The organism is Nonomuraea zeae (genome assembly GCF_005889725.1).
Lineage (GTDB): Bacteria > Actinomycetota > Actinomycetes > Streptosporangiales > Streptosporangiaceae > Nonomuraea > Nonomuraea zeae.
The window spans coordinates 1-25,439 of sequence record NZ_VCKX01000182.1 but is presented as its reverse complement, the minus strand read 5'-3'; the positions used below and the strand labels follow the sequence as shown (position 1 = coordinate 25,439).

Sequence of the window (25,439 nt, the reverse complement as noted above, 5' to 3'; positions counted from 1 at the left end):
GGGCGGGGAGTCGGCGGGGCGCGAGCGCGCCGAGCGGTGGCTGCGGGAGGGGCTGAACGGCTACGCCGACGGGCACGACGACCTGGCGGGCGACCGTACCTCGCGGCTCAGTCCGTACCTGCGCTTCGGTTGTGTGTCGCCGCTGGAGCTGGCCTGCCGCGCCGAGCGCGGCGAGGACTTCGTCCGCCAGCTGTGCTGGCGGGACTTCCACCACCAGGTGACGTACGCGTTCCCGCGCATCAACAGCGAGAACTACCGCCACGGGGAACGCCGCTGGCGGCACGACCGGGACGCGCTGCGGGCCTGGCAGTCGGGCATGACGGGGCTGCCCATCGTGGACGCGGGGATGCGCCAGCTTCTCGCCGAGGGCTGGATGCACAACCGGGCCCGCCTGATCGTGGCGGCGTACCTGGTCAGACGGCTCGGCATCGACTGGCGGGACGGCGCGCGGCACTTCTTCGAGCACCTGCTGGACGGGGACGTGGCCAACAACTCGGGCAACTGGCAGTGGGTGGCGGGGACCGGCAACGACACCCGGCCCAACCGCGGCTTCAACCCGCTGCGCCAGGCCAGGCGCTACGACCCGGCGGGCGACTACGTCCGCCGGTACGTGCCGGAGCTGGCCGATGTCCCTGGCGCGAGGATCCACGAGCCGTGGCGGCTGCCGTCCCTGCCCGCCGGATACCCGGCGCGGCTGGACGGCACCGACGAGTAGGCGCAGCGGGGGTCAGAGGCCCGGGGGGAGGTCGGCGTCGAGGTCGAGGCCCGCCGCCACCCTGGGCCGCGCGGCGCCGTCGGCCGCGCCCGGCAGGCCGCCCGCCCGCCGGCGGTCCCTGGTCGCGGGGAACCTCGCGAACGGCATGTCGGGCGAGTTCGCGAGGTCCCGGATGGCCTTGGGATCGAGGATCGCCAGGGACGAGTAGCCGACGTGGATCAGCCCGTCGGCGCGCCAGCCCCGGAGCACGCGCCCGACCGACGTCTCGCTCGCGCCGACCCAGGCGGCCAGGTCCGCCTGGGAGAGCGGGGGCGCGAGGAGGTTGCGGCCCGCGACGGGACGCTCCCCGAACCGGTAGAGCAGGTTGAGCAGCAGGCGGGCCAGGCGGGTGCCGACGTCGAGCCGGCTGGAGGCGTGCATTTGCCGGGTGAAATGCAGCTGGTCGTTCTGCAGGTGCTCGATGAGATTGAGGATGTTCGGCAGGTCGCCGAGGACTATCTGGACGACGCCGCCGGAGATTTCGAGCACCTTTCCTTTTGTGAGCACCACTCCGAATATCTCCGCCATCTGCCCCAGCCATTGCGGGCTCTCGGGCGTGGTCGCGCACAGGGCGTTGACCAGGTCGCCGGGCGCGGCCATGTCGATGACACAGCGACTGGTAGGCACGCTTCCCGCTTGCAGGCGTACCCAGCAGCCGGCCAGAAGAATGGTCATGCTCGGCCCGCAGGGAGCGATCAGGGTGTCGCCGGTGAAAACGGGCCGTTCGGTGCCCATGCGCATGAGCGCCCGGCGTTCGACGTCGGAGAGCCGGCTCCAGAAGTTGAGCTGGCCGGCCCGGCGCGGAGGCAAGGGGAAGGTCATCGTGCCTGCTAGGAGCCGCGCAGGACGTAGAGCATGACGAAGAAGGAGCCGACCGCCAGGGCGACCGCCAGCAGCGGGCGCACCTGGGTCTTGGGCACCGTGTAAGCGATCCTGACGGCGGCCAGGCCGATCAGGAAAATGATGGCGATCGCCACCAACTCCTCCGCGGAAAAGCTGAATGTATTTCGCATTGTCGCCTGCTTGTCTCGCCTCTTTGCCGATGTTTCTCAGGGCCGGTAGGAGCCCGCACAGGGATGACCTTAGAGGCTTACGTATGGTTCGAGCCAGTCTGCGCAGAGAGTTTGGTTATTTCCCCGGCATTTCCGGACTCGACCTGCGACAGCGCAGATGAATTCCGCAGCCAGGCGGAATTGCCGAAGAGATAATTCCCCCAGAGCGGGACAGATCTCTACCTTCGCATAAGGATTTTCCTCCGGCCCGTAGTAGGGTTCGATGCGCGCTGACGTCTCTTGCCTCTTTGCCGAGCACGCGGGCTGTCAGCTGCCGGGAGGCGGGGCGCAGGGGTGGTAGCCAGTGGCCCCGCCTCCCCTCACGATCAGCCCTATACACTTAACCAAGCGCTTGCTACGCTCCGCCCATGATGACCACGGTTGTCTGGGGCACGGGCAACATCGGGCGAGCGGCCATCCGAGCCGTCGAGGCCCACCCGGAGCTGCGGCTCGCGGCGGTGCTCGTACACGATCCGGAGAAGATCGGCCGCGACGCGGGCGACCTGGGCGGGCTCGGCCGCGCGCTGGGCGTGGCCGCGACCGGCGACATCGACGCGGTGCTCGCCGCCCGCCCGCGGGCGGTGGTGTACGCCGCCTCCGGCGACATCCGCCCCGACGAGGCCCTCGCCGACATCGTCAGGGCGATCAGGGCCGGCGCGGTGGTCGTCACCCCCTCGCTGTACGCGCTCTACGACCAGCGCAACGCCCCGCCCGAGCTGCGGGAGCCGGTGCTGGCGGCCATCGAGGAGGGCGGCGGCTCGCTGTTCGTCTCCGGCGTCGACCCCGGCTGGGGCAACGACGTGCTGCCCCTGCTGATCAGCGGGCTCGGCACCACCGTGGACGTGGTCCGCTGCCAGGAGATCTTCGACTACTCCACCTACGACCAGCCCGACGCCGTGCGGTACCTGGTCGGCATGGGCCAGCCCATGGACTACGAGCCGCCGATGATCGCGCCGACCGTCCCGACGATGGTGTGGGGCGGCCAGGTACGCCTGATGGCCAGGGCCCTCGGCGTCGAGCTCGACGAGATCCGCGAGACCCTGGACCGGCGCCCGCTGGAGTCCACGGTGACCACCCGGACGATGGGCGAGTTCGAGGCCGGCACCCAGGGCGCGGTGCGGTTCGAGGTGCAGGGCATCGTCGAGGGCGAGCCGCGCATCGTGATCGAGCACGTCACCCGCATCCACCCGTCCTGCGCGCCGGACTGGCCGGTCCCGCCCGACGGGGTCGGCGCGCACCGGGTGATCATCGAGGGCCGGCCGCGCATCGAGGTCACGGTCGAGGCCACCGACGAGGACGGGAACCGCTCGGCCGGCGGTAACGCCACCGCCGTCGGCCGCCTGGTCGGCGCCATCGACTGGCTCGCGGACGCCAAGCCCGGGCTCTACGACGCGCTCGACGTCCCGCTCCGCCCCGCGACCGGCAGGCTCGGAAGGAAACGCCCGTGAAGATCGACATCCCCGAGGGCAAGGACGCCATCGAGTACGTGTGGGGCGAGATGGTCCCCGGCATCGGGATCGCCGCCTCGAAGTTCTCCATGGCGGTCTACGCCCACACGACGCTCGGGCTGCGCGAGTTCGAGGCCGCCAGGCTGCGGATCGCGCAGATCAACGGGTGCGCCTTCTGCCTCGACTGGCGGACCGAACGCGACGGGGAGCAGGTCGAGGAGGAGTTCGCCGGCGCGGTGGAGCAGTGGCGCACCACGGACGCCTTCGACGAGCGCACCCGCCTGGCCGCCGAGTACGCCGAACGCTACGCCCTGGACCACCACGGACTCGACGAGGACTTCTGGACGCGGATGACCGCCTGCTACAGCCAGCTCGAGATCGTCGAGCTGAGCATGAGCATCGGCTCCTGGCTGGCCTTCGGCCGGCTCAACCACGTGCTGGGCCTCGACACCGTTTGCAGGCTGCCCAGCGGCCGATCGCCCTCCGTCAGGCGATAGCCGCGTCGAAAGCGAGGAGGGTCTTGTGAGCGACAACACCTCAGCCGGTCAGGGATCCTGGGGCGTCACACGCCGCGGGTTCATCGCCGGAACCGGCTCTCTCCTGGGGATCGCGGCCCTCAGCGGCCGCGCCGCAGCAGCGGCCGCCGCGTCCGCCCCGCCGATCGCCGACGGTGCCCACGTCGCCGCGCTGGTGATCGGCACCGGGTACGGCGGCGCCGTCGCCGCGCTGCGCCTCGCCCAGGCCGGCGTCAACGTGCACATGGTCGAGATGGGCATGGCCTGGGACACCCCCGGCTCGGACGGCAAGATCTTCTGCAACACGCGGGAGCCCGACTACCGGTCGTACTGGCTGCGCACCAGGACCAAAGCACCGCTCAACTACTTCCTCGGCTTCCCGATCGACCGGGACATCCCCCGCTACACCGGGATACTCGACGCGGAGGAGTTCGCCGGCATCACGGTCTACCAGGGCCGCGGCGTCGGCGGCGGCTCGCTGGTCAACGGCGGCATGGCGGTCACGCCCAAGCGCGAGAACTTCGGGGCCGTCCTCCCGTCGGTGAACGCCGACGAGATGTACGCCACCTACTACCCGCGGGCCAACGCCGGGCTCGGGGTCGGCACCATAGACCCGGCCTGGTTCGAGACCACCGCCTGTTACCAGTACGCCAGGGTCGGGCGCAAGCACGCCCAGCGCTCCGGCTTCCCGTTCGTCTTCGTGCCCGACGTGTACGACTGGGACTACATGAAGCAGGAGGCGGCCGGCACCGTCACCAAGTCCGCGCTGGCCGGTGAGATCCTCTACGGCAACAACCACGGCAAGAAGTCGCTGCAGAAGACGTACCTGGCCCAGGCCGCGGCCACCGGCCGGGTCACCGTCTCGGCCCTGCACCGGGTCACGTCGGTCGCCCCGGCGGCCGGCGGCCGGTACACGGTCGTCATCGAGCAGCTCGCCACCAACGGCGACACCACGGCAACCAAGACCGTCACGGCGGACCGGGTGTTCTTCGCCGCGGGCAGCGTCGGCACCAGCAAGCTGCTGGTCAAGCTGAAGGCGACCGGCGCGCTGCCCGCACTGAACGGCGAGATCGGCAAGGGCTGGGGCGACAACGGCAACGTCATGTGCGGCCGCGCGAACCACCTGTGGGACCCGACCGGCAGCCTCCAGTCCTCCATCCCCTGCTGCGGCATCGACAACTGGGCCGCCGGCGGCGCGTTCGCCGAGGTCGCGCCGCTGCCCACGGGCATCGAGACCTTCGCCTCGTTCTACCTGTCCATCACCAGGAACCCGAACCGCGCCCAGTTCACCTGGAACGCGGCGGCGGGCAAGGTGGATCTGAGCTGGCAGGCCGCCTGGAAGCAGCCGTCCATCGACATGGCCAAGTCGATCTTCGACAAGATCAACGCCAAGGAGGGGACGATCTACCGGACCGACCTCTTCGGCATCTACAAGATCTGGGGCGACCATCTCACCTACCACCCGCTCGGCGGAGCGGTGCTGAACAAGGCCACCGACAACTACGGCCGCCTCACCGCCTACCCCGGCCTGTACGTCATCGACGGCTCGCTGATCCCCGGCAACACCACCGTCAACCCGTTCGTCACCATCACGGCGCTGGCCGAGCGGAACATCGAGCGGATCATCGCCACCGACCTGTGACGCCGCCCCTGCGCGGCAGCAGCAGCGCGGCGACGCACATGAGGCCGGCCGCGGCGAAGAGCGCGGTACGGGCATCGGCCCAGGTCGCCACCAGGCCACCCAGGAGGATGAACAGCGGCTGGGTGGCCGTGGTGGCGAACGACCACAGCGTGGCCACCCGGGCCATCAGCTCGTCCGGCGTCTCCAGCTGGCGGTAGCTCACCATGGTGGAGTTCGCCGCGCCCGCGAACAGCAGCACCATGCCGAACCCGATGCCGCACATCAGCAGCCCGGCGGTGCCGGGCGCGGCGGCCGGGATCAGGAAGTACCACGGGCCGCGCAGCATGCTGGCCCCCCACAGGGCGGAGACGGCGCCCAGCCTGGCCACCAGCCGGGGCGCGAGCCGGGCGCCGATGAAGCCGCCCAGCGAGGGCACGCCCATCAGCAGGCCGTACTGCCAGGTCTCGAAGTGCAGGTCGCGCAGGTAGAACACGGCGCTCACCGACGACGCCAGCGCGTTGCCCCCCACGAAGGTCACCCAGGAGATCAGGATCCGGCGCAGGGTCGGATGCCCCGAGGCGAACCGCCAGCCGGCGAACAGCTCCGCCCGCCGCGACGCGCCCGCGTCGCGCACCGGCGGGTCCGGCTCCGGGGTGCGCAGGGTCCTGATCGCCAGCGCGCTGAACAGGAAGGACACGGCGTCCACGAGCAGGGCGCCCACAGCGCTGAGCAGGCCGATGAGCGCTCCCGCCGCGGAGGGCCCGACCGTGATGGTGAGCCAGCGCGTCGACTCCAGGCGGCTGTTGGCCTCGATCAGGCGCTCGGCGGAGACCAGCGCCTTGAGGTGCGCCTGCGACGCGGCGGTGAACGCGATCAGGCACGTGGCGTTCACGACGGCGACCACGCACAGGTGGGTGAAGGTCAGCGCCCCGAGGACCGCGGCGACCGGGACACCGGCCAGGGCGGCGAACCTGACGAGGTCGGTGACGATCATCACGGGCCGCTTGCGCCTGAACTCGACGTGCCGGCCCATCGGGAAGGCCAGCAGCGCGGTGGTGATCGCGGTGAGCGCGGCCAGCAGCGCGACCTGGAACGCGGAGGCCCCGATGACGATGACGGCGACGATCGGCAGGGCCACCATGCCCACGGCCGACCCGAGCTGGCTGACGACCGATCCCGCCCACAGCCGGCGGAAGTCCGCCTGCTCCCGGGCGTTCGGATGGGGGGAGCTCACTCGACAGCATTGTGCCGCAGGCACCGCTTTTCCCGGCAAACGCCCGCTGCTCGCGGGTGCGGCGATGAGTTCCGCCGCCGGGCGAAGTCATACCCGCGTCGCCCGCGACCGCGGGACGACGGCTGACTAAGGAGAAGGACGGCCGGCCGATGACGACCACTCGCACTCTCGACGTCCCGGGCGCGCGCCTGCGCTACGAGGTTCGCGGCTCGGGGCCGCTGCTCCTGGTCACGGGATCCCCGATGGGGGCGGCGGACTTCGCGCCGCTCGCCGACGCGATGGCGCGCGACCACACCGTGGTCACGCACGATCCGAGGGGCATCTCGGGCAGCGTGCTCGACGATCCCGAGCAGGACTCCACCCCCGAGCTGCGGGCGGACGACCTCGCCGCGCTCCTGGACGCGCTGGGCGCCGAGACGGCCGACGTGTTCGGCAGCAGCGGCGGCGCGGTGACCGGGCTCGCGCTGGTCGCCCGCCATCCCGGGCGGGTGCGTACGCTGGTCGCGCACGAGCCGCCCTGCCTGGAGCTGCTCCCCGACGCGGCCGAGCAGCGGGCCGCAGTCGACGACCTGATCGCCACGTTCCACCGCGATGGGGTGGGGGCGGCGTTCGCGAAGTTCATGGCGCACGCCGGGTTCGAGGACGGCGGCGAGGGCGCTCCCGGCGGCCCGCCCAGCGAACCCGCCCGTGAGCCCGCCGGTGAGCCCGCCCGTGAGCCCGCCGGTGCGCCGTCGGATCAGGCCCTTGCGGACGGCGCCCGGTTCTTCGTCCACGAGTTGCGGGGCACGACCTCTTACCTGCCGGACGTGGCCGCGTTGCGGGCCGGCCCCGCGCGCGTCCTGGTGGGCGTCGGCGCCGGCTCCGGCTCCGGCTCCCTGGTCACGTACCGGACGTCCGTGGCGCTGGCCGGGTTGCTCGGCGCGGAGCCGGTGGAGTTCCCCGGCGACCACGGCGGGTTCATCGGGCACCCGGAGGAGTTCGGCGAGGTCCTGCGGAAGGTGCTCCTGGAGGGGTGACCCCCCGGGCGGTCCTGTGGAAAGACGCTCCTGGAGGGGTGACCCGCCGCGATCAGGACCACATCGCCGCGACCCGGGCCGCGAGCGCGCGGCCCTGGGCGTAGCCGGCCTCGGCGCTGGGCGTGCGCACCTCGGGGGCGAGCGGGTCCGTGCCGAACGCCGCCGCCGAGGCCGCATCGGGCTCGATCACCTCGACCTTGCCCGCGAGCCCCTTCCACGCCGGCTCCTCGGCCAGGTCGGGCATCGGGGCCAGCACGACCACGCGGTCCGCCCCGGCCGCGAGGTCGGCGTTGGTGATCGTACGCATGCCGCCGTCCATGTACCGGACCCCGTCGATGCTCACGCACGGCCACACCCCGGGCACCGCGCAACTGGCCGCCACGACGTCGACCAGCCCGGCACCGGAGTCCGCCGTGAACAGCCGGGGCTCGCCGGTGCGCGCCTCCACCGCCACGATCACCAGGTCGCGCTCGGGCCAGCGGTGGACGGGCAGCCGGGCCTCGATCACCGCGCGCCGCTCGGCCTCGCCGACCGTGGCCGCGCTCAGCGCCATCGCCCCGATCTCACGCCGCTGCTCTGCCGGGTCGGGCGTGCTCTCGTAGATGCGCTGGTAGGTGGCCCACAGCTGCTCCATCGGCACGCCACTGGCCAGCTCGGGCGTCTGGCGGGCCGGATCGGTCTGCCGCTCCAGCAGCTCGGGGAGCGGGAGCCCGCTGGTGACCTGCGCGGCGACGGCCGAGCCCGCCGACGTCCCGATGATCCGGTCGGCGGCGGTGACGTCCACGCCGCCGTCGGCGAGCGCGGCCAGCACGCCCGTCTCCCACGCGATCCCGGCGACCCCGCCGCCGCCCAGCACCAGTGCCCGCTTGATGTCGCTCATCCGGCCCCTCACGCTCGTTACCGACTTCTGCCGGAACGCCGGCATCCCCGCTTCTCTTCCGCCGCTCACGCGAAGCCCGGCTTCCCCACGCAGCCAGCTTCCCCACGCAGCCGGCCTCCGCACGCAGCCGGCCTCCGCGCGGAGCCCGCGTTCACTCGAAGCGGACCGCGTCGTACCGGGTCGAGACGTTCATCAGCGGCAGGGCGGCCATCGTGATGGCCAGCGCGACCAGCACCCCGGCGGCCAGACCGGCGGCGAAGCCCGGCGCGGGCGGCGCCCAGACGTCCCCGCCGACCACCGTCACCACGTACGAGCCGCCCGCGCCGAGCACCGCCCCCATCAGGACGCTGAGCAGCATCGGCAGCGCCGACTCCAGCAGCACGACCCGGCGCAGCTCGCCCAGGCGCACGCCGGAGGCCCGCAGCAGCGCGAACGGCCGCCGCCGCTCGATCAGCCCGGCCACGACCCCGGCCGTCAGGCTGCACCCGGCCACCAGGACCACGAACCACGTCGCGAGCCCCGCGTACGTGCTCAGCTCGGCCTGCAACCGCGACTCCTGGAGGACGGTGTCGCGCTGGGTGTTCAGGATCGCGCGGGGCAGCAGCAGCGCGGCCCGGGTGCGGACGCGCTCCTCCGCCGCGACGGTGCCGTCGGTCGGGATGTAGATCGCCCGCACCATCAGGCGATCGGCGCCGGGGACGGACTCCGTGAACTCGCCGGACATCACCCCGATCGTGGCGTTCGTCCCCATCCCCCGGACCAGGACCGACGCCGGCAGCGGGCAGGACGCGACGACGACCCTGGACAGCTCGGCGCAGGAGACGACGCCGATGCCGTACCCGTGCACGTGGATCGTCACGGTCCCCGGCGTCACGAGCGGCGCCAGCCTGCCGATTGGCTGCTGCCCCACGAAGACCTCGACCACGCCCGGCCGCAGCCCGCCGTAGAAGTCCGCGCCCGGCGGGCCGCCCGCCGTGCGCAGCAGCCCGGCCACGAACGTGGCCACGAACACCGCCAGCACCACCCCGCTGACCGCCCTGAACGCCCGGCGCGGATCCGCGGCGACGCGCCGGGCCGCCATCAGCGTGCTCGTGCGGCGGCTGAAGCGCGCCAGCGCCCTGGCGGTCACCAGGCAGGCCCATGGCCCGGCCACCACGGCGCCCACGAGCGTGCACGCCAGGAAGGCCACGTACGGCAGCTCGGGCTCGCTCCCCCAGGCGCGGGCCAGCGCGCCGGGGAAGGCCGCGGCGGCGGCGAGACCGGCGACGCCGATCGCGAGCGGGAGCACCCGCCAGGCCGCGGGCGGCCGCCGCCGGGCACCGCGCCCGCCGATGCCCAGCGGGGTGATCCGGATCCCGAGCAGCGAGCTGACGGCGGTGGCGACGGCCAGCAGCGGGACCCCGGCCAGCGACAGCGCCAGATACGCGGGCGGCACGGCGAGATCGGAGCCGTAGAAGAGCGCCCCGCCGTGGGTGAGGTGCGCGGCGGCCAGGGGCCGGGCCGCGGTGTAGCCGAGGAAGCCGAGCACCGTGCCCGCGAGGGCCCCGATCCCGGTCTCGATGGCGGCCATCGCGGCCGTCTGCGCCCACGTGGCCCCCGACAGCCGCATCACCGCGAACCGCTGCTCGCGGAGGACGGCGGCGATCCTGGTGACCACGACGATGTAGACGACGACGGGGACGAGCAGCAGCGCCGTGGACATCGCGAGGAGGATGCGCGCCATCACGGTGTAGGCGTAGTCGCCCGGCTCGCCCGTCTGGATCCCGCGGACCTCCTGCGCCCCCGTCAGCTCGCGCAGCTGCTCCGGCGAGTGGCCGACGACGGCCACGAGCTGATCGGGGTAGGCCAGCGCGGCGGGGCCGATCGTCGCGGTGATCCGGCCGGGGAACCGGTCCCCGAGCTGATCACGCGGCATGGCCTCGATCAGCCGCCGCAGCGCCGGCGAGACGGCCGACTCCCCGGCCGCCGGGAGCCTGCCGAGACCCGGCGGCACGGGCGGACGCGGCCCGAGCGCCGCGACGTGCACCCGGTGCAGGGGCTCGCCCGCGTAGTGGTCGCTGACCGCGAGCCACAGCATCGGGTCCGGCGCGGTGGCCGGGGTCGCCGGCGTGGTGTCCCGCCACACCGACCTGTCCGCCCGCCCCTGCAGCGCGGACTGCCCGGCCAGGCAGAGCAGCAGCAGCGTGACCCCCACGCCGACGCCGAACGCGGTCAGCACCAGCCTGGCCAAGCTCTCGCGCCCACCGGCGACGGCCAGCCGCAGGCCGAGCAGGACGGTGTTCACCGGGCACGCACCGGCTGGACGACGCGCCCGTCACGGACGATCGCCGTGCGGTCGGCGTAGGCGGCCACCCTCGGCTCGTGGGTCACGATCACCATGCAGGCGTCCTCGCCCCGCACGGTGTCGGCGAGCAGCTCCATCACCTGGTCGGCCGCGACGGAGTCGAGCGCGCCGGTCGGCTCGTCGGCGAAGACCACCCGGGGACGGGCGGCCAGCGCGCGCCCGATCGCCGCCAGCTGCGCCTGCCCGCCGGACAGCTCCACGGGCAGCCGGTCCCACAGGCCGTCCAGCCCCAGCCTGGACGCCCAGTCCGCGGCCTCGGCGAGCGCGGAGCGGCGGTTGCGCCCTTCGAGCAGCAGCGGCAGCGCGATGTTCTCCACCACCGGCAGCTCGGGGACGAGCTGGCCGAACTGGAAGACGAACCCGAAGCTGGTGCGCCGCAGCCGGCTGCGCTCGCGGTCGGCGAGCCGGTCGATCCTGATCTCGCCGAAGGTCACCTCGCCGGAGTCCGGCCGCAGCACGCCGCCCAGGCAGTGGAGCAGCGTGGACTTGCCCGACCCGCTCGGGCCCATGACGGCCAGGATCTCGCCGTCGCCGACCGAGAGGTCCGCGCCTCTCAGCGCCTGGGTACGGCCGAAACTCTTGCGCAGCTCACGAGCCGCTAAGACGGTGGTCATCACCGGCCTCCTCAGCCAGGGCGGGCAGCCGGCCCGCCGCGTGGTCGATCCAGCGCAGGTCCGCCTCGACGTGGAAGAGCTGGTAGTCGGCCAGCAGGGCGTCCTGCGCCGACACCGCCTCGCGCCGCGCGACGGTCAGGGTGCGCATCGCGTCCAGGTGCCGGGTCCGCTGCGCGTCGAGGAACTCCGCGGCGGGCCGGCCGGACATCAGCGCCAGGGTCACCTTGGTGAACAGCACGGTCTGGAGCTGGGGCTGCGGGTCCTCCGGTTCGGCGAGCCAGCGGTCCAAGTCGGTCACTCCCTCCGGGGTGATGGCGTACCGCTTGCGATCGGGGCCCGCGCCCGGCTCCACGCCCAGGATCTCCACCAGGCCGTCGCGGACCAGCTGGGCCAGCGTCCGGTAGACCTGGCCGAACCGGATCGGCTTGGCCGCACCGAAGCGGCGGTCGTAGGCCTGTTTCAGGTCATAGCCGTGGCGATCGGCCTCTTCCAGGAGCCCCAGCAGCGTGTACGACACCGTCATGCGGCCGACTATACACAGCGGGTATACCCGCCGTGTAGACAGAAGGCCGTGTAGACAGAAACAGGTCAACGTAGCCGTACGGTGACGGTCCTCGACGCGCCCTCCTGATCGGCCAGGCGGCCGAACCTGAGCGTCGAGCCGCTCAGCAGCGCGTCGCCGTCCAGCAGCCCATCCGGCGTCGGCGGCCCTGGCCCGGGTCTCCGCCTGGCTCGCGCCGGGCAGCAGCAGGTAGGCGTAACCCGCCGCCCGGGGGTCTAGGCCGTGGTCGAGCCAGAGGGTCACGTAGTCGCGGGCCGTGCCGCCGCCGGTGCGCCGCTCGCGCGACGTGCGCAGGAGCCCGCCGTCCCGCAGCACGTAGCCGCCGTGGCCGTCGAGGTGCGCCCAGCCCGCTCCGGTGGCCAGGGCGGCGCCGGTCCTGCGGTTGTCCACGACGGTCTCGACGGGCGCGCCGTCCTCGCCGGTGATGCCCGCGCCGAGGCAGACGACCGCGTCGTCCAGGAAGACCCACGACTTGAACGCCTCCATCGTGCTCTCCAGGCCGTTCAGGTGCTGGCCGGCGATGGCGTACGTGCCGTCGGTGGCGCCGCCGACCCACCGGCCGGGCGGGCAGGTGTCGCCCCACCCCTCGCCCGCGCCGTCGGGCAGCCGCCGCGTCGAGACGGTCGTGCCGGGCAGGCGGTAGGGGTCCACGGTGGTCCAGAACGAGTCCGAGTAGTGGTCGCCGTGCCTGCCGGCCCACCAGTAGAGCATTCCCGAGCCGGTGTGCCAGCCGCGCAGGTTCTCGCCGTTGCCGTGCTCGTAGTGGCCGATCCGGTACGAGGCCATGCTGAGCGCCGCGCACCAGCCCGGCCTGCGGTGCACGGCCCTGGCGCTCATCGGCAGCAGCCGGTGCCCGGCCGGCTCGGGCGCGGCGGGGACGGCGTCGTCGGCGAGCACCGCCGCCAGGCGCGCGCGGAAGGCCGGCTCGGCCTGCGCCGTCATCGGCCGGTACGTGCTCCGCACCGCCCACCCCTTGACCAGGGCCTGCCAGCGAGCCCGCTCCGCGGCCGAGGCGCTCTCCCCCAGCAGCAGGATCGCGGCGGCGATCTCCCTGCCCCGCTCGTGGTCGCCGAACGGCCTCCTGGCGACCCCCCTTCCGCGCACCAGGTCCATGGCCGCGCCGTCGCGGACGAACGGCGCGAACGACCGCTCCACCATGTCGAAGACGTTCTGGTCCACGACCTCCCACGGCGAGCCGCGCAGCACCGCGAACAGCGTGGCCAGCCCCGACAGCAGCGTCACCCCGTAGGCCCCCTGGTAGGGGACGTGCGTGTGCTGGATGAACGACCCGTCCCGGTAGAAGCCGTCGCCGTCGGAGACCAGGCGGAACACCGGGGACAGCGCCGAGGCGGCCAGCGCGGCCCTCCCGTGGTCGGACCCGAGCATGGCGCGCAGCAGCAGCACCACGCACAGGTCCACGCGGTTGGCGCCGGTGCTGGTGCCGCTGTAGTCGGAGAAGCGGCGCTCCGGCACGAAGTGGCCCACCGCGGCGCGCAGGTCCGCGCTCCGCCGCTCGCTGAGGTGGGGTCCGATCAGCACGGCGGCTTCGAGCAGCGCCTTGGGCACGCCGATCTCCCAGTGCCACCAGTTGCCGGCCGGCTCGGCGCCGGCCGCGTACACGTGCCGCCGGTAGTGGTCCACCCCGGTGGCGACGGCCGCGGCCAGGCTCGCGTCGCCGGTCAGCCCCGTGCCCTCCAGCGCGTACGCGTGCGCCATGGTCCGCAGCCGCCGCGGCGTGGCCGCGAACGAGGGGAACGCCTGGTCCGGCCAGAGCGAAGTGCGGGCAGGCGCCATGGTGCCCTGATACCGGGCGGCCGCCCGGCCCAGCTCCGCCAGCCGGTCCCGGTACGGCCCCGCCCCGAGTTCGTGACCGGGCCCCGCGATCACCTCCAGCCAGCGGCGGCGTAATCGGATGAACGAGTCATCCGGCATGTACGCGACCTCCGCGGGGAACACCGCCCCCAGTGCCCCGGCCGCGGACACGCCGCCGAGCCGCAGGAACGCTCGCCTCGATGGCCGGTGCACGCCTCGATTATCACGTGAACCGGGATGATCTCAGCGAAGGCCGCTGAACCAGTCGAGCACCCGGGGCAGCGCGCGGAAGGCCGAGGCCCGGTGATCGACGTCCCCCAGGTCGGTCAGCGACGCCTTGACCCCGCTCGCCCGCAGGTCCCGCAGGCAGCTCTCGGAGTTGGCGAACGCCACGTCCCGGTCACCGCGCGCGGCGAACAGCTTGACCCGCACGCCCGGCCGCCAGCCCGCGCAGGTCGCGTCGTTGGCCTCGAGCGCCCGCAGCAGCGTCCCCGACGGCTTCGCGATGCGCTCCAGGTAGGCGGCGGTGACCAGGTCGCGCGGCGAGGCGGGCAGCCCGGCCACGATCTCGTCGAAGCTGTGGCCCCCGTCGAACAGCCGCTCCACGCCCGGGTCCTGGAACACCTCGGACGGCGAGTCGTAGAGGTGGTGCAGACGGTTCATCGAGACCGTCCAATACGCGAGGTAGAAGGTCGCGCTGTACGGGTCGAGCCGGCCGTCGAGCAGGGCCGGCAGCTCGGCGTCCTTGACGTCGTACGGCCCCGCGATCGGCGCCGCCCCGCGCAGGCGCATGACGGGGTCGTCCCGCAGCGTCCTGCTCAGCGCCATGGCCGCGTGGCCGCCCTGCGAGAACCCGGTGACCAGCACGTCGCCGCTGAGCGACCGCCCCTGGCGCCCGGCCAGCTCGCGCGCCGCGCGCAGCAGGTCGGCGGAGGCCGTGGCCTCGCTGGCCGCGTCCATGTACGGGTGGAACCCCGGCCCCGTGCCCAGCCCCAGATAGTCGGGCGCCACCCCGGCGAACCCCGCGGCGGCGAACAGCAGCGGCACCGCCCGCCCCTCGCCCTCGGCCACCGATGGGGCCTCGGCCTTGGTGGCCATGGTGCCGTGCTCGTAGACGACCGTCCATAACCCCTTCCTGGAGCGCTGCGGCAGCGCGACCACGCCGCTCGCCGTGGTCGGAGTGCCGTCCACGGCGACGGTGCGGTAGACGACGGCGTACAGGTCGGCGCCCTGCGGCCGGGCGGGCGCGGCGATCGGCGAGTCGCTGAAGTAGTCCTTGATCTGCTCGGCCGAGAAGCGGGCCAGCAGGTCGGCGGAGACGATCGAGCCCCTGTCGCCGATCGTCACCGTGTGGGCGGCCGGCGCCGCCGTCGCGGCCAGCGCCGCCGGGGCGGTCGCCGTGGCCAGCACGAACCCGGCGCAGGCCAGGGCGAGCACCCGGGTCCTCATGGGAGTTCTCATGGCTCAAGACGCTACGAACTCCGGCGACCGGGCCCCAGCCTGCGCGCCACCCACCTCGCCGTAGTGCCTGCCCTACCTCAGCCGAACAGCATGGCCCCCGCCCGCTTGATGGTCCTGATGATCGGCGCGGTCTCGATGTGCCTGATGGCCGGCAGCGCGCCCAGGCTGTCGGTCAGGTAGCGGTAGAACGCCGTGTCGTCGCGGCACACGATGCTGGCCGTCAGGTTGGACGGGCCCGTCGTCACGCCCGCGAACGCGACCTCGGGGTGCTGGACGAGCGCCCGCCCCGTCGCGCCGAGCTCGGCCGGCGGGACCGACATCCACAGCTGCGCCTCCGTACGGTAGTCCAGCAGCGTGGGCAGCACGTCCATGTCGAAGAACAGCGCCCCGGCCGCGCAGAGCTGGTCCATCCGGCGCCTGACCGTCGACTCCGACCAGCCGGTCACCGCCGCCAGGTCGGCGTAGCCCGTCCGGCCGTCCCGCGACAGCGCCTCCAGCATGGCCTCGTCGCCCGGGCTGAGCTCCAGCCGCTCGCCCTCGTCCGCCTGGACGTGGGCCCGGCCCGCCGCGAGGTGCGCCTGCTGCTCCGGCGAGAGCACGGCCAGCCCGGTCCAGCCGACCCGCCCGCCGACGAACGTGTGCAGCGTCCTGTGCGCCGAGACCGCCAGCACGCGGTTGGTCCGCGCCAGCTTGCCGAGGAGCAGCGACTCGCGCTCCTTGGCCGTGCGCTGGAGCGTGCCGCACGAGATCTCGGTGCCCCCGGACAGCAGGTGCACCCAGAACGTGTCGGAGCGCCGCCCCAGCGCCTCGGCGATCGAGACCGCCGCGTCGGGGGTGCAGCGCAGCCTGATCGACCACGACTCGTAGCCGAGCCGCCGCCCGTCCACGACCCCGACGACCCTGACCATGCCGGTGGAGCGAAGGCGCCGGTAGCGGCGCGCCACCCGCTGGTCGGACACGCCGAGCACCTCGCCGATCCGGCTGAACGAGGCCCGCCCGTCCACCTGCAACGCGTGCAGCAGCCCGCGGTCGACGTCGTCCAGCTCGATGATTTCCACCATCACACGCTAACGCACACGGAAAAGCGCCAGGAAGTCGCGAAATGCTGGCGAATACCGGCAGGCAGCCGCGACGGTGGTCGGCATGACACACACCCAAGCGTCCGGGACCGGGCCTGCTCCCTGGTCACCGCTGGTGGCCGCCTGCCTGGGCGCCTTCATGCTGCTCGTGGACGTCACCATCGTCATGGTGGCGCTCCCCGGCATCACCGCCGATCTCCATCTCTCCTTCTCCGGCACGCAGTGGCTGCTGGACGGCTACGCGCTGGCGCTGGCCGCCCTGCTGCTCGCCGCCGGGTCCTACGCCGACCACGCGGGACGGCGCCGGGTCTATCTGGCGGCGCTGGCCGTGTTCGCCCTGGCCTCACTCGCCTGCGGGCTGGCGCCATCCGGCGGCCTGCTGCTGGCCGCCCGCGTGCTGCAGGGGGCGGGCGGGGCCGCCATGATGGCCACCACGCTCGCGCTCATCAGCGCCACCTACCACGGCAGGCAGCGCGGGATCGCGTTCGGCGTGTGGGGCGGCGTCAACGGCGCCGCGGCGGCCATCGCGCCCGTGCTCGGCGGCCTGCTCACCGAGCACCTGCACTGGCGGGCCATCTTCCTGGTGAACCTGCCTATCAGCCTGGTCGCGGCCTGGCTCACCATGCGCACGGTCAAGGAGTCGCGCCTGCCCGGCGGGTCCAGGCTCGACTGGGCCGGCATGATCACGTTCACGGTGGCGGCGGGCGCGCTCACGTACGGGCTCATCGAGGCGGGGCAGCACGGCTGGACGTCGGCGCGGACGCTGCTGCCGCTGGCCGGGGCGGCCGTCTCCGCCGTGGCCTTCGTGCTCGCCGAGACGCGCAGCGAGCAGCCGATGCTGGACCTGAGGATGTTCGCCGGACGGTCGTTCAGCGGGATCATGGTGGGGGCGGCGCTGCTCATGCCCGCCGCGTTCGCCTGCCTGGCCTTCACCTCGCTCTGGCTCCAGCAGGACCTCGGGCTCGGGCCCGTGATGACGGGGCTGGCGCTGTCGCCGATGGCCGCCACGTCACTGCTCGTCTCGGTCGCCGGCTCCCGGCTGTTCCCCCGGCTGTCGCCGAGGGTGGCGCTCGGCGGCGGGCTGCTGCTGATCGCCGCGGGCGCGCTCCTTCAGGGCCTGCTCGGCGCGCACTCCACCTGGACGGCGCTGGCCCCCGGCCTGGTCGTGACGGGCGTGGGCGTGGGACTGGCCATCCCGTCGCTCAGCTCCGCCGCGATGGCCTACGCCCCGCCGCAGCGCGCGGGCATGGCGGCGGGCACCGTGAACACGGTCAGGCAGCTCGGGTACGCGCTCGGCGTCGCCGTGCTCGGCATCCTGTACCAGGCGGACCTGGCTCCGTACGCGGCGCTGAACGACGTCTACCGGGCCAGTGCGGTCACCGGCCTGGTCGCGGGCCTGCTGGTCCTGGCGGCCGTCCGCCCGGTCACCCGGCAGCCCGCCGCCGCCCGGGAGCCGGTCACCCGGGCGGAGGCCCGCGGGTGAGCCCGGCGAGCCCGGCGACCAGGTGGACCCGGCACCAGCAGGGGCCGTGGCCACCGGTCCACTCCTCGTGCCGGTGCTCGACCCCCGCTCGTCCAAGCCGTCAGACCATGCGCCTGATCTCCCCGTACGCCCGGTAGAAGCCGCCGCGCCCGGCCGAGCGCAGGCCCTCCACGACGTAGCGCGCGCCCGCCTCCCTGATGTCCTTGGGGAACTGCACGTTCCACGACTCGTAGCCGGGGCTGACCACGCGGACCCGCAGCCGCTCGCCCTCCGCGACGCATTCGACGATGACGCCGTCGCCCGCGTCCGCGCCGGCCGAGACCGTCTCGACGACGACCGAGGGCTCGACCACTTCCAGCGACGCCGCCGCCTTGACGTCGAGCGGCTGCGGCACGGTGCCCGCGCGGGCCGCGGCGATGGCCGCCTCGCTGGCGTCGATGCAGGCCAGCGAGCCGTCGGTGGTGACGATGTAGAGGCGGTCGTCGAGGAACTGCATGGAGAAGGCCGACCCGCAGCCGGTGCCGAGCTTCCACAGCCGCTCGCCCGAGGCGTCGAAGCAGTAGACCGAGGAGTGGTTGTCGCCGGCGAAGACGTGCCGGCCGCCCGGCGAGGTGGCGCAGGAGTAGACGGCGCCGTCGCACTGGTAGACGGCCTCGACGCGGCCGTCGCTCTTGGCCAGGCGGTGCACGGTGCGGCGGGCGGTGCCGGCGTAGACGGAGTGCTCCTCCTGCCAGCCGAACAGCACCTGGTCGGCCACCGAGCTCTCCCAGACCACCCGGCCGTCGGCGGCGTCGTAGCGGGCGACGCCGCGCGAGTGGCCGTGGTAGACGGCGTCCTCGTCGCACCTGACCATCCAGGCGGAGTTGCCGGTGCCGGGGCGGGCCCACTGGAACTCGTCCTCGTAGTCGATCGTGGTGACCCGGCCGGCCCGGTCGGAGACGCCGAGCACGCCGTCGTGGATGTCCAGCCAGTAGATGTCGACGTCGGCGGCGATCTCGTACGCGGCCCGCGGCACCTTCCCGCTCAGGTCGTACACGCGGCCGTCGTCGCAGCCCGCGTAGATCCAGAAGTCGTCGGCCACGATGCACTTGACGCCGTCGGGCAGCCGGAAGCGCCCGGTCACGGTGCCGGAGTGGGTGACGGTGTAGACGTCGCCGCGCTGGTTGCCGACCCAGCAGCGCTCCTGGTCCACGAAGATGCCGAAGGCGGAGTCGCCGCTGTCGAAGCGCCACAGGACGGGCGCCTGCTTGGCGGTCGAGCGGCTGCTGGCGATGGCCCGGCGGGTGACGGCCCGGCGCTGGCGCACCCCGCGGACGGCCGGGGCGTAGCCCTTGCGGACCTTCTCGCCGAGCTTCTTCGCGGCGGCCGCCTGGGCCTTGGCCTCGGTGGGGAAGCCGGAGACCTTGGTCTGACCGGCCTCCCCGATGCGCCCGTAGGTGATCGTGACCTGCGTGCCCGCCACGATCACCTCGTAGAACTTGTGCGCTCCGCCGCCGTCCTCAGACAACTCGAGGTAGGTCATGTCCGTGCGTCTCCTGATTTGCCGGGCCTGATCAATTGGTCGGGAGACTAGAGCACGGCGGCGACAAAAGCCGGGGCTTTACTTGTCGTACTCGTAGGCCCCCGCGTCGACCGCGCCGTCACTGCCGTCGATCGCCCGCCCGGTCACGTCGTCGTCGCTGAACTTCGTGATGCCGAGGTCGATGGCCGGGCTGCCCGCGCGCAGGCTCAGGGGGTTGGCCGTGTTCGTGAGGTTGAACAGCGGGTCGGCCTCGACGTTGTTCGAGCCGCCCATCTGGTGCTGCCCGTCGGTGAAGAACACGTTGTGGTGGCTGTCGGTGACGTTCGGGCCGTAGGCGGTCTTGACCACGGCCTGGACGATGTTCTGCGACATCGACAGGTGGGCGTTGGTGCAGCCCGCGTCGCAGACGACGCCCTGGGACTCGGCGTTGGTCAGGCGCACGCTGTTGTTGCGGAAGGTGGTGGCCAGCACGGGGCCGTTCGGGTCGGGGTCCTCACCGGGCTCCTGCGGTCCGCGCGTCACCATGGCCGTGCGCGTCTCGGGGCCGGTGATCACGTTGTACTCGAAGAGGTTGCCCGAGGTGCCGTCGGGGTCGACCGGCGTCCCGTCCTCGTTGGTCTCCTTGCTGGTGCCGAGCTCGGTGAAGGTGTCGTTGTCCACCGCGATGTTGTGATGGACGTGGTTGCGCGAGCCGAGGAAGATCTCCACGGCCGCGCCGTCCATGCCGTAGTCGTAGCTGAACGCGATCGAGCCGCGGATCTCGTTCCAGCTGATGTTGGAGTCGTCGCCCTGGACGAGGATCGCGAACGCGCCCGAGTCGTCGTTCGGGTCGTCCTCGGTGAGCTTGCTCATGTGGTTGTTGTCCACGAAGTCGTTGGCCGTCACCGCGGTGTAGGTGGCCTTGGGCGCGATGTAGACCCCGGCCGCGGCGCCGGTGATGTAGTTGCGCTCGATGACGTTGTCGTTGCCCGTCACCTTGATCCCGGCCCATTCACAGCGCCCGACGTCCTGCGCCCGTCCGACCTGCAGGTTGTAGAGCTCGATGTGCGAGCCCGTCAGGCTCACGCACGCCTCGGTGTGCCCGGCGACGATCGGCCTGGCGGTGCTCGTGCCGTAGGAATCCACGACGATCGGGGCCGCGGCGGTGCCCGATTTGCTGATCACGAGTTGCTGCCCCTGCCATGCGCTGCCACGGCGCAGTAACAACTTCGAGCCCGCCACCAAAGGCGCCGCGGAAGCCTTGGTGAGGGTCTTCCACGCGGTGGCCTCCGAGGTGCCGGCGGCCGAGTCGCTGCCGTTGACGGAGTCCACGTAGTAAACGGCGGCGGCCGCTTCCGCGGTGCCCGTGGCGAGAAGGGGGGTGGCGGCGAGCGCGAGCGCCGACGCCGCCGTGCCGATTCGCAGGTTCCAGCCTGACATTCAGCCTCCAGAACGGCCGGGTCCCGTCACGTGACGAAGATCATCCCCGGCTTGCGGCTGCTACATTAACTCCCTTCTAGTCGGAAATCCTGACTTTTCATGACTCAGCTGCCGGCCCTGATCGGGACCACGTTCCCGCCCCCGGAGCCACTGCGCGGGATCGCGAACCAGGTGGCCTTCCCGACGAGGTCGGGATGGGTGACGTAACGCTGGGGATGGCAGCCGTAGAACCCGTCGGACAGCCGGGCGATGATCCGCAACCCGCGGCCGTGCTCGGAGCGCACGTCGTCAGGCGACGGCTCCGGCAGGAGCGGGCTGCTGTCCACCACCACGCACATGATCTCTTTGGCGTCTACGTGGAGAACGAGTTCGTAAGGGCCGTCGCCGTACATGAGGGCATTGGTGATCAATTCGCTCACCATGAGCACGGCGTCGTCAACGAGCTCTTCGGAAAGGGCCAGCGCCGACAATTCATCGCGAATGATGGCGCGGGCGTGACCGACCGTCCGTACGTCCTCGCGCAGCGGCCACACGTACTGCATCCGGCTCCGGCGAGCTGATCGCAGCCTGGTCATGGCTTCCCTTTCCTGGGCGGAGGGGCAGCGAATACGCGTTTCGCTCAACAAGAGAGACTCCCTATGGGCTGACGTACACGGCTGTCCAAACGTGTACGCACGAGGACGCCATTCGGGTCGAATCTTCGGCGAGAAATTGCCATTCTTTTCTGCGCCGCTCGAAACTACCGGGATCGTCCGGGTACGGACACAGCCATGAGCAGTACTGACGAGAACACGCCCAAGACCGACACCACGCCGAGCGCCGGGACCGTGAGGAGACCGGCTCAGCCGGCGCCGGTTCCGGACGAGCCGAAACCCGCCGGACGGAAGGCCCTGGAGCAGGCGCTCTCCGAATCGGGCAAGGAGCTGAAAGACCTCATCTGACCGGTTTCACCCGGAGGGTCTCGTCTGCAGCAGAGACCACAGAGCGGACGGGGTCAGCGGAACGTCCGTGATCCGCTCCGAGATCTCCGGCAGAGCGGCGGCGACCGCGTTGGCGATGGCCGCAGGCGGGCCGATCGTACCGGCCTCTCCAACCCCCTTCATGCCACCCGGAGTGTGCGGCGAAGGCGTCTGGAGCATCACGACCTTGATGTCCGGCACCTCCCGTGCGGTCGGCGGGAAGTAGTCGGTGATCGGCTGGCCGTCATCGGTGTAGACGATCTCCTCGGTGAGCGCCATGCCGATGCTCTGGGCCACGCCGCCCTGGATCTGCCCCGTCACCACGGCCGGGTTGACCAGCACCCCGGCGTCGTTGACCACCCAGTAGCCCTCGACCTCCACCGCCCCGGTCTCCGGATCGACGGCCACGGCGGCGGCGTGCGCCCCGTACGCGAAGGTGTAGCCGGCCGGATCGTAGCTGACCCGCTCCTCCAGGCCGGGCGTGACGCCGTCCGGCAGGTCCCAGCCCCGCCACGCCGAGGTGGCCAGCTCCCGCAGCGGCACCGACGCCCGCGGGTCGCCCTTCACCCGCACCACCCCCTCGGCGAGCTCCAGGTCGGCGGGCGCGGCCTCCAGCCGGTGCGCCGCGATGGCCACCAGCTTGTCGCGCAGCCGGGCGGCGGCCTCGATGAGCGCCCCGCCGCCGACCGCCAGCGAGCGGCTCGCGATCGACCCCAGCGACGAGTACGGGGTCGCCGCCGTGTCGCCCAGCACCACCCGCACCCGCTCGATGGGCACCCCCACCCGGTCGGCCGCGAGCTGCGCCAGCGCCGTCTCGATGCCCTGGCCGATCCCCGACACCCCGGCCGACACGACCACGGACGCGTCCGGCTCCATGCGCAGGACCGCGGTCTCGTAGCCGCCCGCCAGCATGCCCGCGTCCTTCATCTCCATCGACGGCCCCAGCCCCGTGGTCTCCACGTGGCAGGAGTAGCCGACGCCGCGCCTGCGCCCGTCGTCGGTCTGGACGGGGGTGACCAGATCGCGCAGGGTGCGCAGGGCGAGCGGGTAGTCGCCCGAGTCGTAGTGCTGGTAGACCCGCGTCGTGTACGGCAGCTCGTCTGGCCGCAGCATGTTGCGCAGCCGCAGCTCGATCCGGTCGATCCCGAGCCTGCGCGCCGCCTCGTCGATCAGCCGCTCCCTGGTCAGCGTGCCCTCGGGCTGGCCGAAGCCGCGGTAGGAGCCGATCGGCGTGGTGTTGGTGACGATTCCGCGCACGCGGACCGCGGCCCGGTCGAACCGGTAGGGGCCGGGCACCAGCGTGGCCGTCACCGCCAGCGTCGCCGCGCCGGTGTTGGACGGGTGGGCGCCGAGATCGCCGATCACGTCCACGTACATCGCCACGAACCGCCCGTCGCCGTCGAGCGCCAGCCGGGCCCGGTGCGTGGCGGCCCGCGCGGACAGCGTGGCGACCAGCCGGTCGCCCGGCGACTCGGTCCAGCTCACCGGGCGGCCCAGGCGGATCGAGGCCAGGCAGACGAGCGCCTCGTCCGGGTAGACGTGCTCCTTGCCGCCGAACCCGCCGCCGACGTCGCGGGTGATGACGCGTACCTGGTCGTGGACGAAGCCGAACGCGTCCGCCAGGTGCTCGCGCACGTGGTGTGGGGACTGGGAGGAGATGTGCACGGTCAGCTCGTCGTCGGCGTACGAGGCCACCACGCCGCGCGGCTCCATCGGGTGCGGCGAGATCCTGGCCGTCCTGAACGTCATCTCCACCACGTGCTCGGCCCCCTCGAGCGCGGCCGCGCAGTCGGCGTCGCCGAGGGTGAAGTCGGTGAGCACGTTCGTGCCCCAGTCGGGGTAGAGCAGCGGGGCGCCGTCGAGCATCGCCCGCTCGGCGCCGATCGCCGGGGGCAGCTCCTCCAGCTCCAGGTCGACGACGTCGGCGGCGTCCCTGGCGGCCTCGGGCGTGCGGGCGACGACGACGGCCAGCGGCTGGCCCGCGTACCTGATCGCGTCGTCCAGCGCCCGGTAGGACGCGATGCACTGGCCCGGCGCCAGGCTCACGCAGGGCAGGAACAGGTCTGTGGCGTCCCCCGGGGTGATGACGTCGAGCACGCCCTCGACCGCCCAGGCCGCCTTGGCGTCGCAGCCGAGCAGCCGGCCGTGCGCGATGGGGCTGCGCACCACGTACGCGTACGCCATGCCCGGTAGCCGGACGCCTGCGACGTACCTGCTCCGGCCGGTCAGCAGTCTCGCGTCTTCCCGTCTGGGCGTGCTCTTGCCGACATACGCGTCTCCCATGACCTGATTGTGCGCGCCGCCGGCCGACCGGTCTATACGATCCGCGGGAAAGAGCACGTCAGCGGGGGTAGCGATGCAAACGTTCTTGCCGTATCCGGACTTCACCGCCACGGCCGCGGTCCTCGACCCGCTGCGGCTGGGCAAGCAGCGGGTGGAGACCTTGCAGGTCCTGCGCGCCCTGACCGTCCCCGGGTACGGCTGGCGCCATCACCCCGTCGTGAAGATGTGGGCCGGCTACGAGGAGGCCCTCGTCCGCTACGGCCTGGAGGTGTGCGGCCACTGGTGCGCCGCGGGCCGCCTGGACACCTGCGCGGCCACCATGACCGGCGAGCTGGCCGCCCACTGCGGCACGGAGAAGGTACGCCTCCAGGTCGAGCTGGCCGTGGCCGGCGAGCTGCCGCCCTGGCTCGGCGACGAGGCGCTGCACCTCAGCCACCGCTCGGCGCTGCTGCGCAAGGACCCCGGCTTCTACCGGCCCGTGTTCGGCGACGAGCCCGACGACCTGGACTACGTCTGGCCGGGGTCGGGCCGCCCGCCCGCCTGCCTCCCGTGAGGCCCGCACTCCCGCGAGGCCCGCACTCCCGCGAGGCTCACACGACCTCGAACCCCGCCATCATGGCCATGTCCTCGTGTTCGAGGTTGTGGCAGTGCAGGACGTACCGGCCCCGGTAGTCGGTGAACCGGGTGACGATCTCCACGGTCTGCGCGTCGCGCAGCTCGACCGTGTCCTTCCACTCGGGCGGCCCGTCCGGGCGCTCGCCGTTGACCGAGAGCACCTGGAAGTGGTCGAGGTGCAGGTGGATCGGATGGGCGACGTCGCTGGTCAGCCGCCAGACCTCGATGTCGCCCAGCTTCGGCCTGGCCTCCGTCCGCTTGGGGTCGAACGGCCTGCCGTTGATCAGCCAGCCGACGCCTCCGTGCATGCTGCCGCTGCTGAAGTCGAAGTCGCGCGTCACCGTCGCCTTGGCGGGGTCGAGCGCCTCGACGGTGGACAGCCGCGACGGCACGGCCGAGTCGTCGGCCTCGTCCCGGTCCACCGCGAACCGCAGGACCTTGCCCTGCGCGCCCTCCCCCGCCAGGTTCCGCAGCTCGACCTGCTCGCCCAGCTTGTAGGCGGAGAAGTCGACGATCACGTCGGCCCGCTCGCCCGGGGCCAGCCGGAGCTGCCTGACCGTGCGCGGCGCGGCCAGCAGCCCGCCGTCGCCGCCGATCCGCACGATCGGGCCGCCGGTCGCCAGCTCGTACACGCGGGCGTTGGAGGCGTTGCACAGCCGCAGCCGGTAGCGGGCCCTGGCCACCCGCAGCTCCGGCCACGGCGCCCCGTTCACGAGGATCACGTCGCCGAGCACGCCCCCCATGTACGCCTCCCGCACCCCCGGCC

22 protein-coding genes are annotated in these 25,439 nt (G+C 72.6%); 8 read left to right on the top strand and 14 right to left on the bottom strand.

From position 1 onward, the window contains the following. Positions 1 to 715 (top strand): FAD-binding domain-containing protein (locus tag ETD85_RS40910; protein WP_276617311.1); only part of this gene is annotated, 715 nt, incomplete at its 5' end. A 12-nt stretch (positions 716 to 727) separates the two neighbouring features. On the opposite strand, the gene ETD85_RS40905 is transcribed toward ETD85_RS40910, so the two are convergent. Beyond that, positions 728 to 1,576 carry a Crp/Fnr family transcriptional regulator gene (locus ETD85_RS40905; RefSeq protein WP_138695211.1) on the bottom strand — a complete coding sequence of 283 codons (849 nt, stop codon included), beginning with the start codon at positions 1,574 to 1,576 and terminating at the stop codon, positions 728 to 730. Positions 1,577 to 1,584: 8 nt separating this feature from the next. Further along, complete coding sequence (locus ETD85_RS63640; protein ID WP_170247117.1) at positions 1,585 to 1,731, bottom strand: hypothetical protein; 147 nt, start codon at positions 1,729 to 1,731, stop codon at positions 1,585 to 1,587. Between the two features lie 443 nt (positions 1,732 to 2,174). On the opposite strand from ETD85_RS63640, the gene ETD85_RS40900 reads away from it, so the two are divergent. The 3 genes from ETD85_RS40900 to ETD85_RS40890 are packed head-to-tail and all read left to right on the top strand — an operon-like array spanning position 2,175 to position 5,411. Beyond that, a complete protein-coding gene (locus ETD85_RS40900) occupies positions 2,175 to 3,254 on the top strand; it encodes an NAD(P)H-dependent amine dehydrogenase family protein (RefSeq protein ID WP_138695210.1) in 1,080 nt (359 codons plus the stop codon). Next, a complete protein-coding gene (locus ETD85_RS40895) occupies positions 3,251 to 3,751 on the top strand; it encodes a carboxymuconolactone decarboxylase family protein (RefSeq protein ID WP_138695209.1) in 501 nt (166 codons plus the stop codon). The genes ETD85_RS40900 and ETD85_RS40895 overlap by 4 nt, the downstream gene beginning before the upstream one ends. A 25-nt stretch (positions 3,752 to 3,776) precedes the next feature. Beyond that, positions 3,777 to 5,411 (top strand): GMC oxidoreductase, encoded by a 1,635-nt coding sequence (locus ETD85_RS40890; RefSeq protein ID WP_138695208.1) that lies wholly within the window; start codon positions 3,777 to 3,779, stop codon positions 5,409 to 5,411. Here ETD85_RS40890 and ETD85_RS40885 read toward each other — a convergent pair. Continuing rightward, positions 5,392 to 6,624 carry an MFS transporter gene (locus ETD85_RS40885; protein ID WP_138695207.1) on the bottom strand — a complete coding sequence of 411 codons (1,233 nt, stop codon included), beginning with the start codon at positions 6,622 to 6,624 and terminating at the stop codon, positions 5,392 to 5,394. The two genes, ETD85_RS40890 and ETD85_RS40885, sit on opposite strands and share 20 nt — an antisense overlap. A 149-nt stretch (positions 6,625 to 6,773) precedes the next feature. Between ETD85_RS40885 and ETD85_RS40880 the strand changes: the two genes are divergently transcribed. After that, positions 6,774 to 7,640, top strand: coding sequence for an alpha/beta fold hydrolase (locus ETD85_RS40880; protein ID WP_138695206.1), 867 nt, complete (start codon positions 6,774 to 6,776; stop codon positions 7,638 to 7,640). A gap of 52 nt (positions 7,641 to 7,692) precedes the next feature. On the opposite strand, the gene ETD85_RS40875 is transcribed toward ETD85_RS40880, so the two are convergent. The 6 genes from ETD85_RS40875 to ETD85_RS40850 all read right to left on the bottom strand — a co-directional run bounded on the left by ETD85_RS40875 (position 7,693) and on the right by ETD85_RS40850 (position 16,374). Next, the gene (locus ETD85_RS40875; protein ID WP_138695205.1) at positions 7,693 to 8,520 is read right to left on the bottom strand and encodes a patatin-like phospholipase family protein; all 828 of its coding nucleotides are present in this window, start codon (positions 8,518 to 8,520) and stop codon (positions 7,693 to 7,695) included. Positions 8,521 to 8,671: 151 nt separating this feature from the next. Beyond that, on the bottom strand, positions 8,672 to 10,804 hold the full coding sequence (locus ETD85_RS40870; protein ID WP_138695204.1) for an ABC transporter permease: 2,133 nt from the start codon (positions 10,802 to 10,804) through the stop codon (positions 8,672 to 8,674). Then, on the bottom strand, positions 10,801 to 11,478 hold the full coding sequence (locus tag ETD85_RS40865) for an ABC transporter ATP-binding protein (protein WP_138695203.1): 678 nt from the start codon (positions 11,476 to 11,478) through the stop codon (positions 10,801 to 10,803). Before ETD85_RS40865 ends, ETD85_RS40870 begins: the two co-directional genes overlap by 4 nt. Further along, positions 11,453 to 14,065, bottom strand: coding sequence for a polysaccharide lyase family 8 super-sandwich domain-containing protein (locus ETD85_RS40860; RefSeq protein ID WP_138695202.1), 2,613 nt, complete (start codon positions 14,063 to 14,065; stop codon positions 11,453 to 11,455). The genes ETD85_RS40865 and ETD85_RS40860 overlap by 26 nt, the downstream gene beginning before the upstream one ends. Positions 14,066 to 14,095: 30 nt before the next feature. Continuing rightward, positions 14,096 to 15,313 (bottom strand): alpha/beta hydrolase family protein, encoded by a 1,218-nt coding sequence (locus ETD85_RS40855; RefSeq protein ID WP_138695201.1) that lies wholly within the window; start codon positions 15,311 to 15,313, stop codon positions 14,096 to 14,098. Positions 15,314 to 15,390: 77 nt separating this feature from the next. Then, entirely contained in the window at positions 15,391 to 16,374 is a 984-nt protein-coding gene (locus ETD85_RS40850) for an AsnC family transcriptional regulator (RefSeq protein ID WP_138695200.1), read from the bottom strand. Between the two features lie 82 nt (positions 16,375 to 16,456). Between ETD85_RS40850 and ETD85_RS40845 the strand changes: the two genes are divergently transcribed. After that, complete coding sequence (locus tag ETD85_RS40845) at positions 16,457 to 17,875, top strand: MFS transporter (RefSeq protein ID WP_138695199.1); 1,419 nt, start codon at positions 16,457 to 16,459, stop codon at positions 17,873 to 17,875. Between the two features lie 100 nt (positions 17,876 to 17,975). Here the strand turns inward: ETD85_RS40845 and ETD85_RS40840 are convergent, their stop codons facing one another. The 3 genes from ETD85_RS40840 to ETD85_RS40830 all read right to left on the bottom strand — a co-directional run bounded on the left by ETD85_RS40840 (position 17,976) and on the right by ETD85_RS40830 (position 21,391). Continuing rightward, positions 17,976 to 19,397, bottom strand: coding sequence for a WGR domain-containing protein (locus ETD85_RS40840; protein WP_138695198.1), 1,422 nt, complete (start codon positions 19,395 to 19,397; stop codon positions 17,976 to 17,978). Positions 19,398 to 19,475: 78 nt separating this feature from the next. Continuing rightward, positions 19,476 to 20,816: a right-handed parallel beta-helix repeat-containing protein gene (locus tag ETD85_RS40835; protein ID WP_138695197.1), complete on the bottom strand. Its 1,341-nt coding sequence runs from the start codon at positions 20,814 to 20,816 to the stop codon at positions 19,476 to 19,478. Positions 20,817 to 20,920: 104 nt separating this feature from the next. Next, positions 20,921 to 21,391: an ATP-binding protein gene (locus ETD85_RS40830; RefSeq protein WP_138695196.1), complete on the bottom strand. Its 471-nt coding sequence runs from the start codon at positions 21,389 to 21,391 to the stop codon at positions 20,921 to 20,923. A gap of 195 nt (positions 21,392 to 21,586) precedes the next feature. Between ETD85_RS40830 and ETD85_RS63630 the strand changes: the two genes are divergently transcribed. Continuing rightward, positions 21,587 to 21,757 carry a hypothetical protein gene (locus ETD85_RS63630; protein WP_170247116.1) on the top strand — a complete coding sequence of 57 codons (171 nt, stop codon included), beginning with the start codon at positions 21,587 to 21,589 and terminating at the stop codon, positions 21,755 to 21,757. Between the two features lie 6 nt (positions 21,758 to 21,763). Here the strand turns inward: ETD85_RS63630 and ETD85_RS40825 are convergent, their stop codons facing one another. Further along, positions 21,764 to 24,058: a xanthine dehydrogenase family protein molybdopterin-binding subunit gene (locus ETD85_RS40825; protein WP_138695195.1), complete on the bottom strand. Its 2,295-nt coding sequence runs from the start codon at positions 24,056 to 24,058 to the stop codon at positions 21,764 to 21,766. Positions 24,059 to 24,131: 73 nt separating this feature from the next. Here ETD85_RS40825 and ETD85_RS40820 point away from each other — a divergent pair, with 73 nt between their 5' ends. After that, a complete protein-coding gene (locus tag ETD85_RS40820) occupies positions 24,132 to 24,611 on the top strand; it encodes an MSMEG_6728 family protein (RefSeq protein WP_138695194.1) in 480 nt (159 codons plus the stop codon). A gap of 37 nt (positions 24,612 to 24,648) precedes the next feature. Here the strand turns inward: ETD85_RS40820 and ETD85_RS40815 are convergent. After that, positions 24,649 to 25,439: multicopper oxidase family protein (locus ETD85_RS40815; protein WP_138695193.1), on the bottom strand; the 791-nt coding region annotated here is incomplete at its 5' end.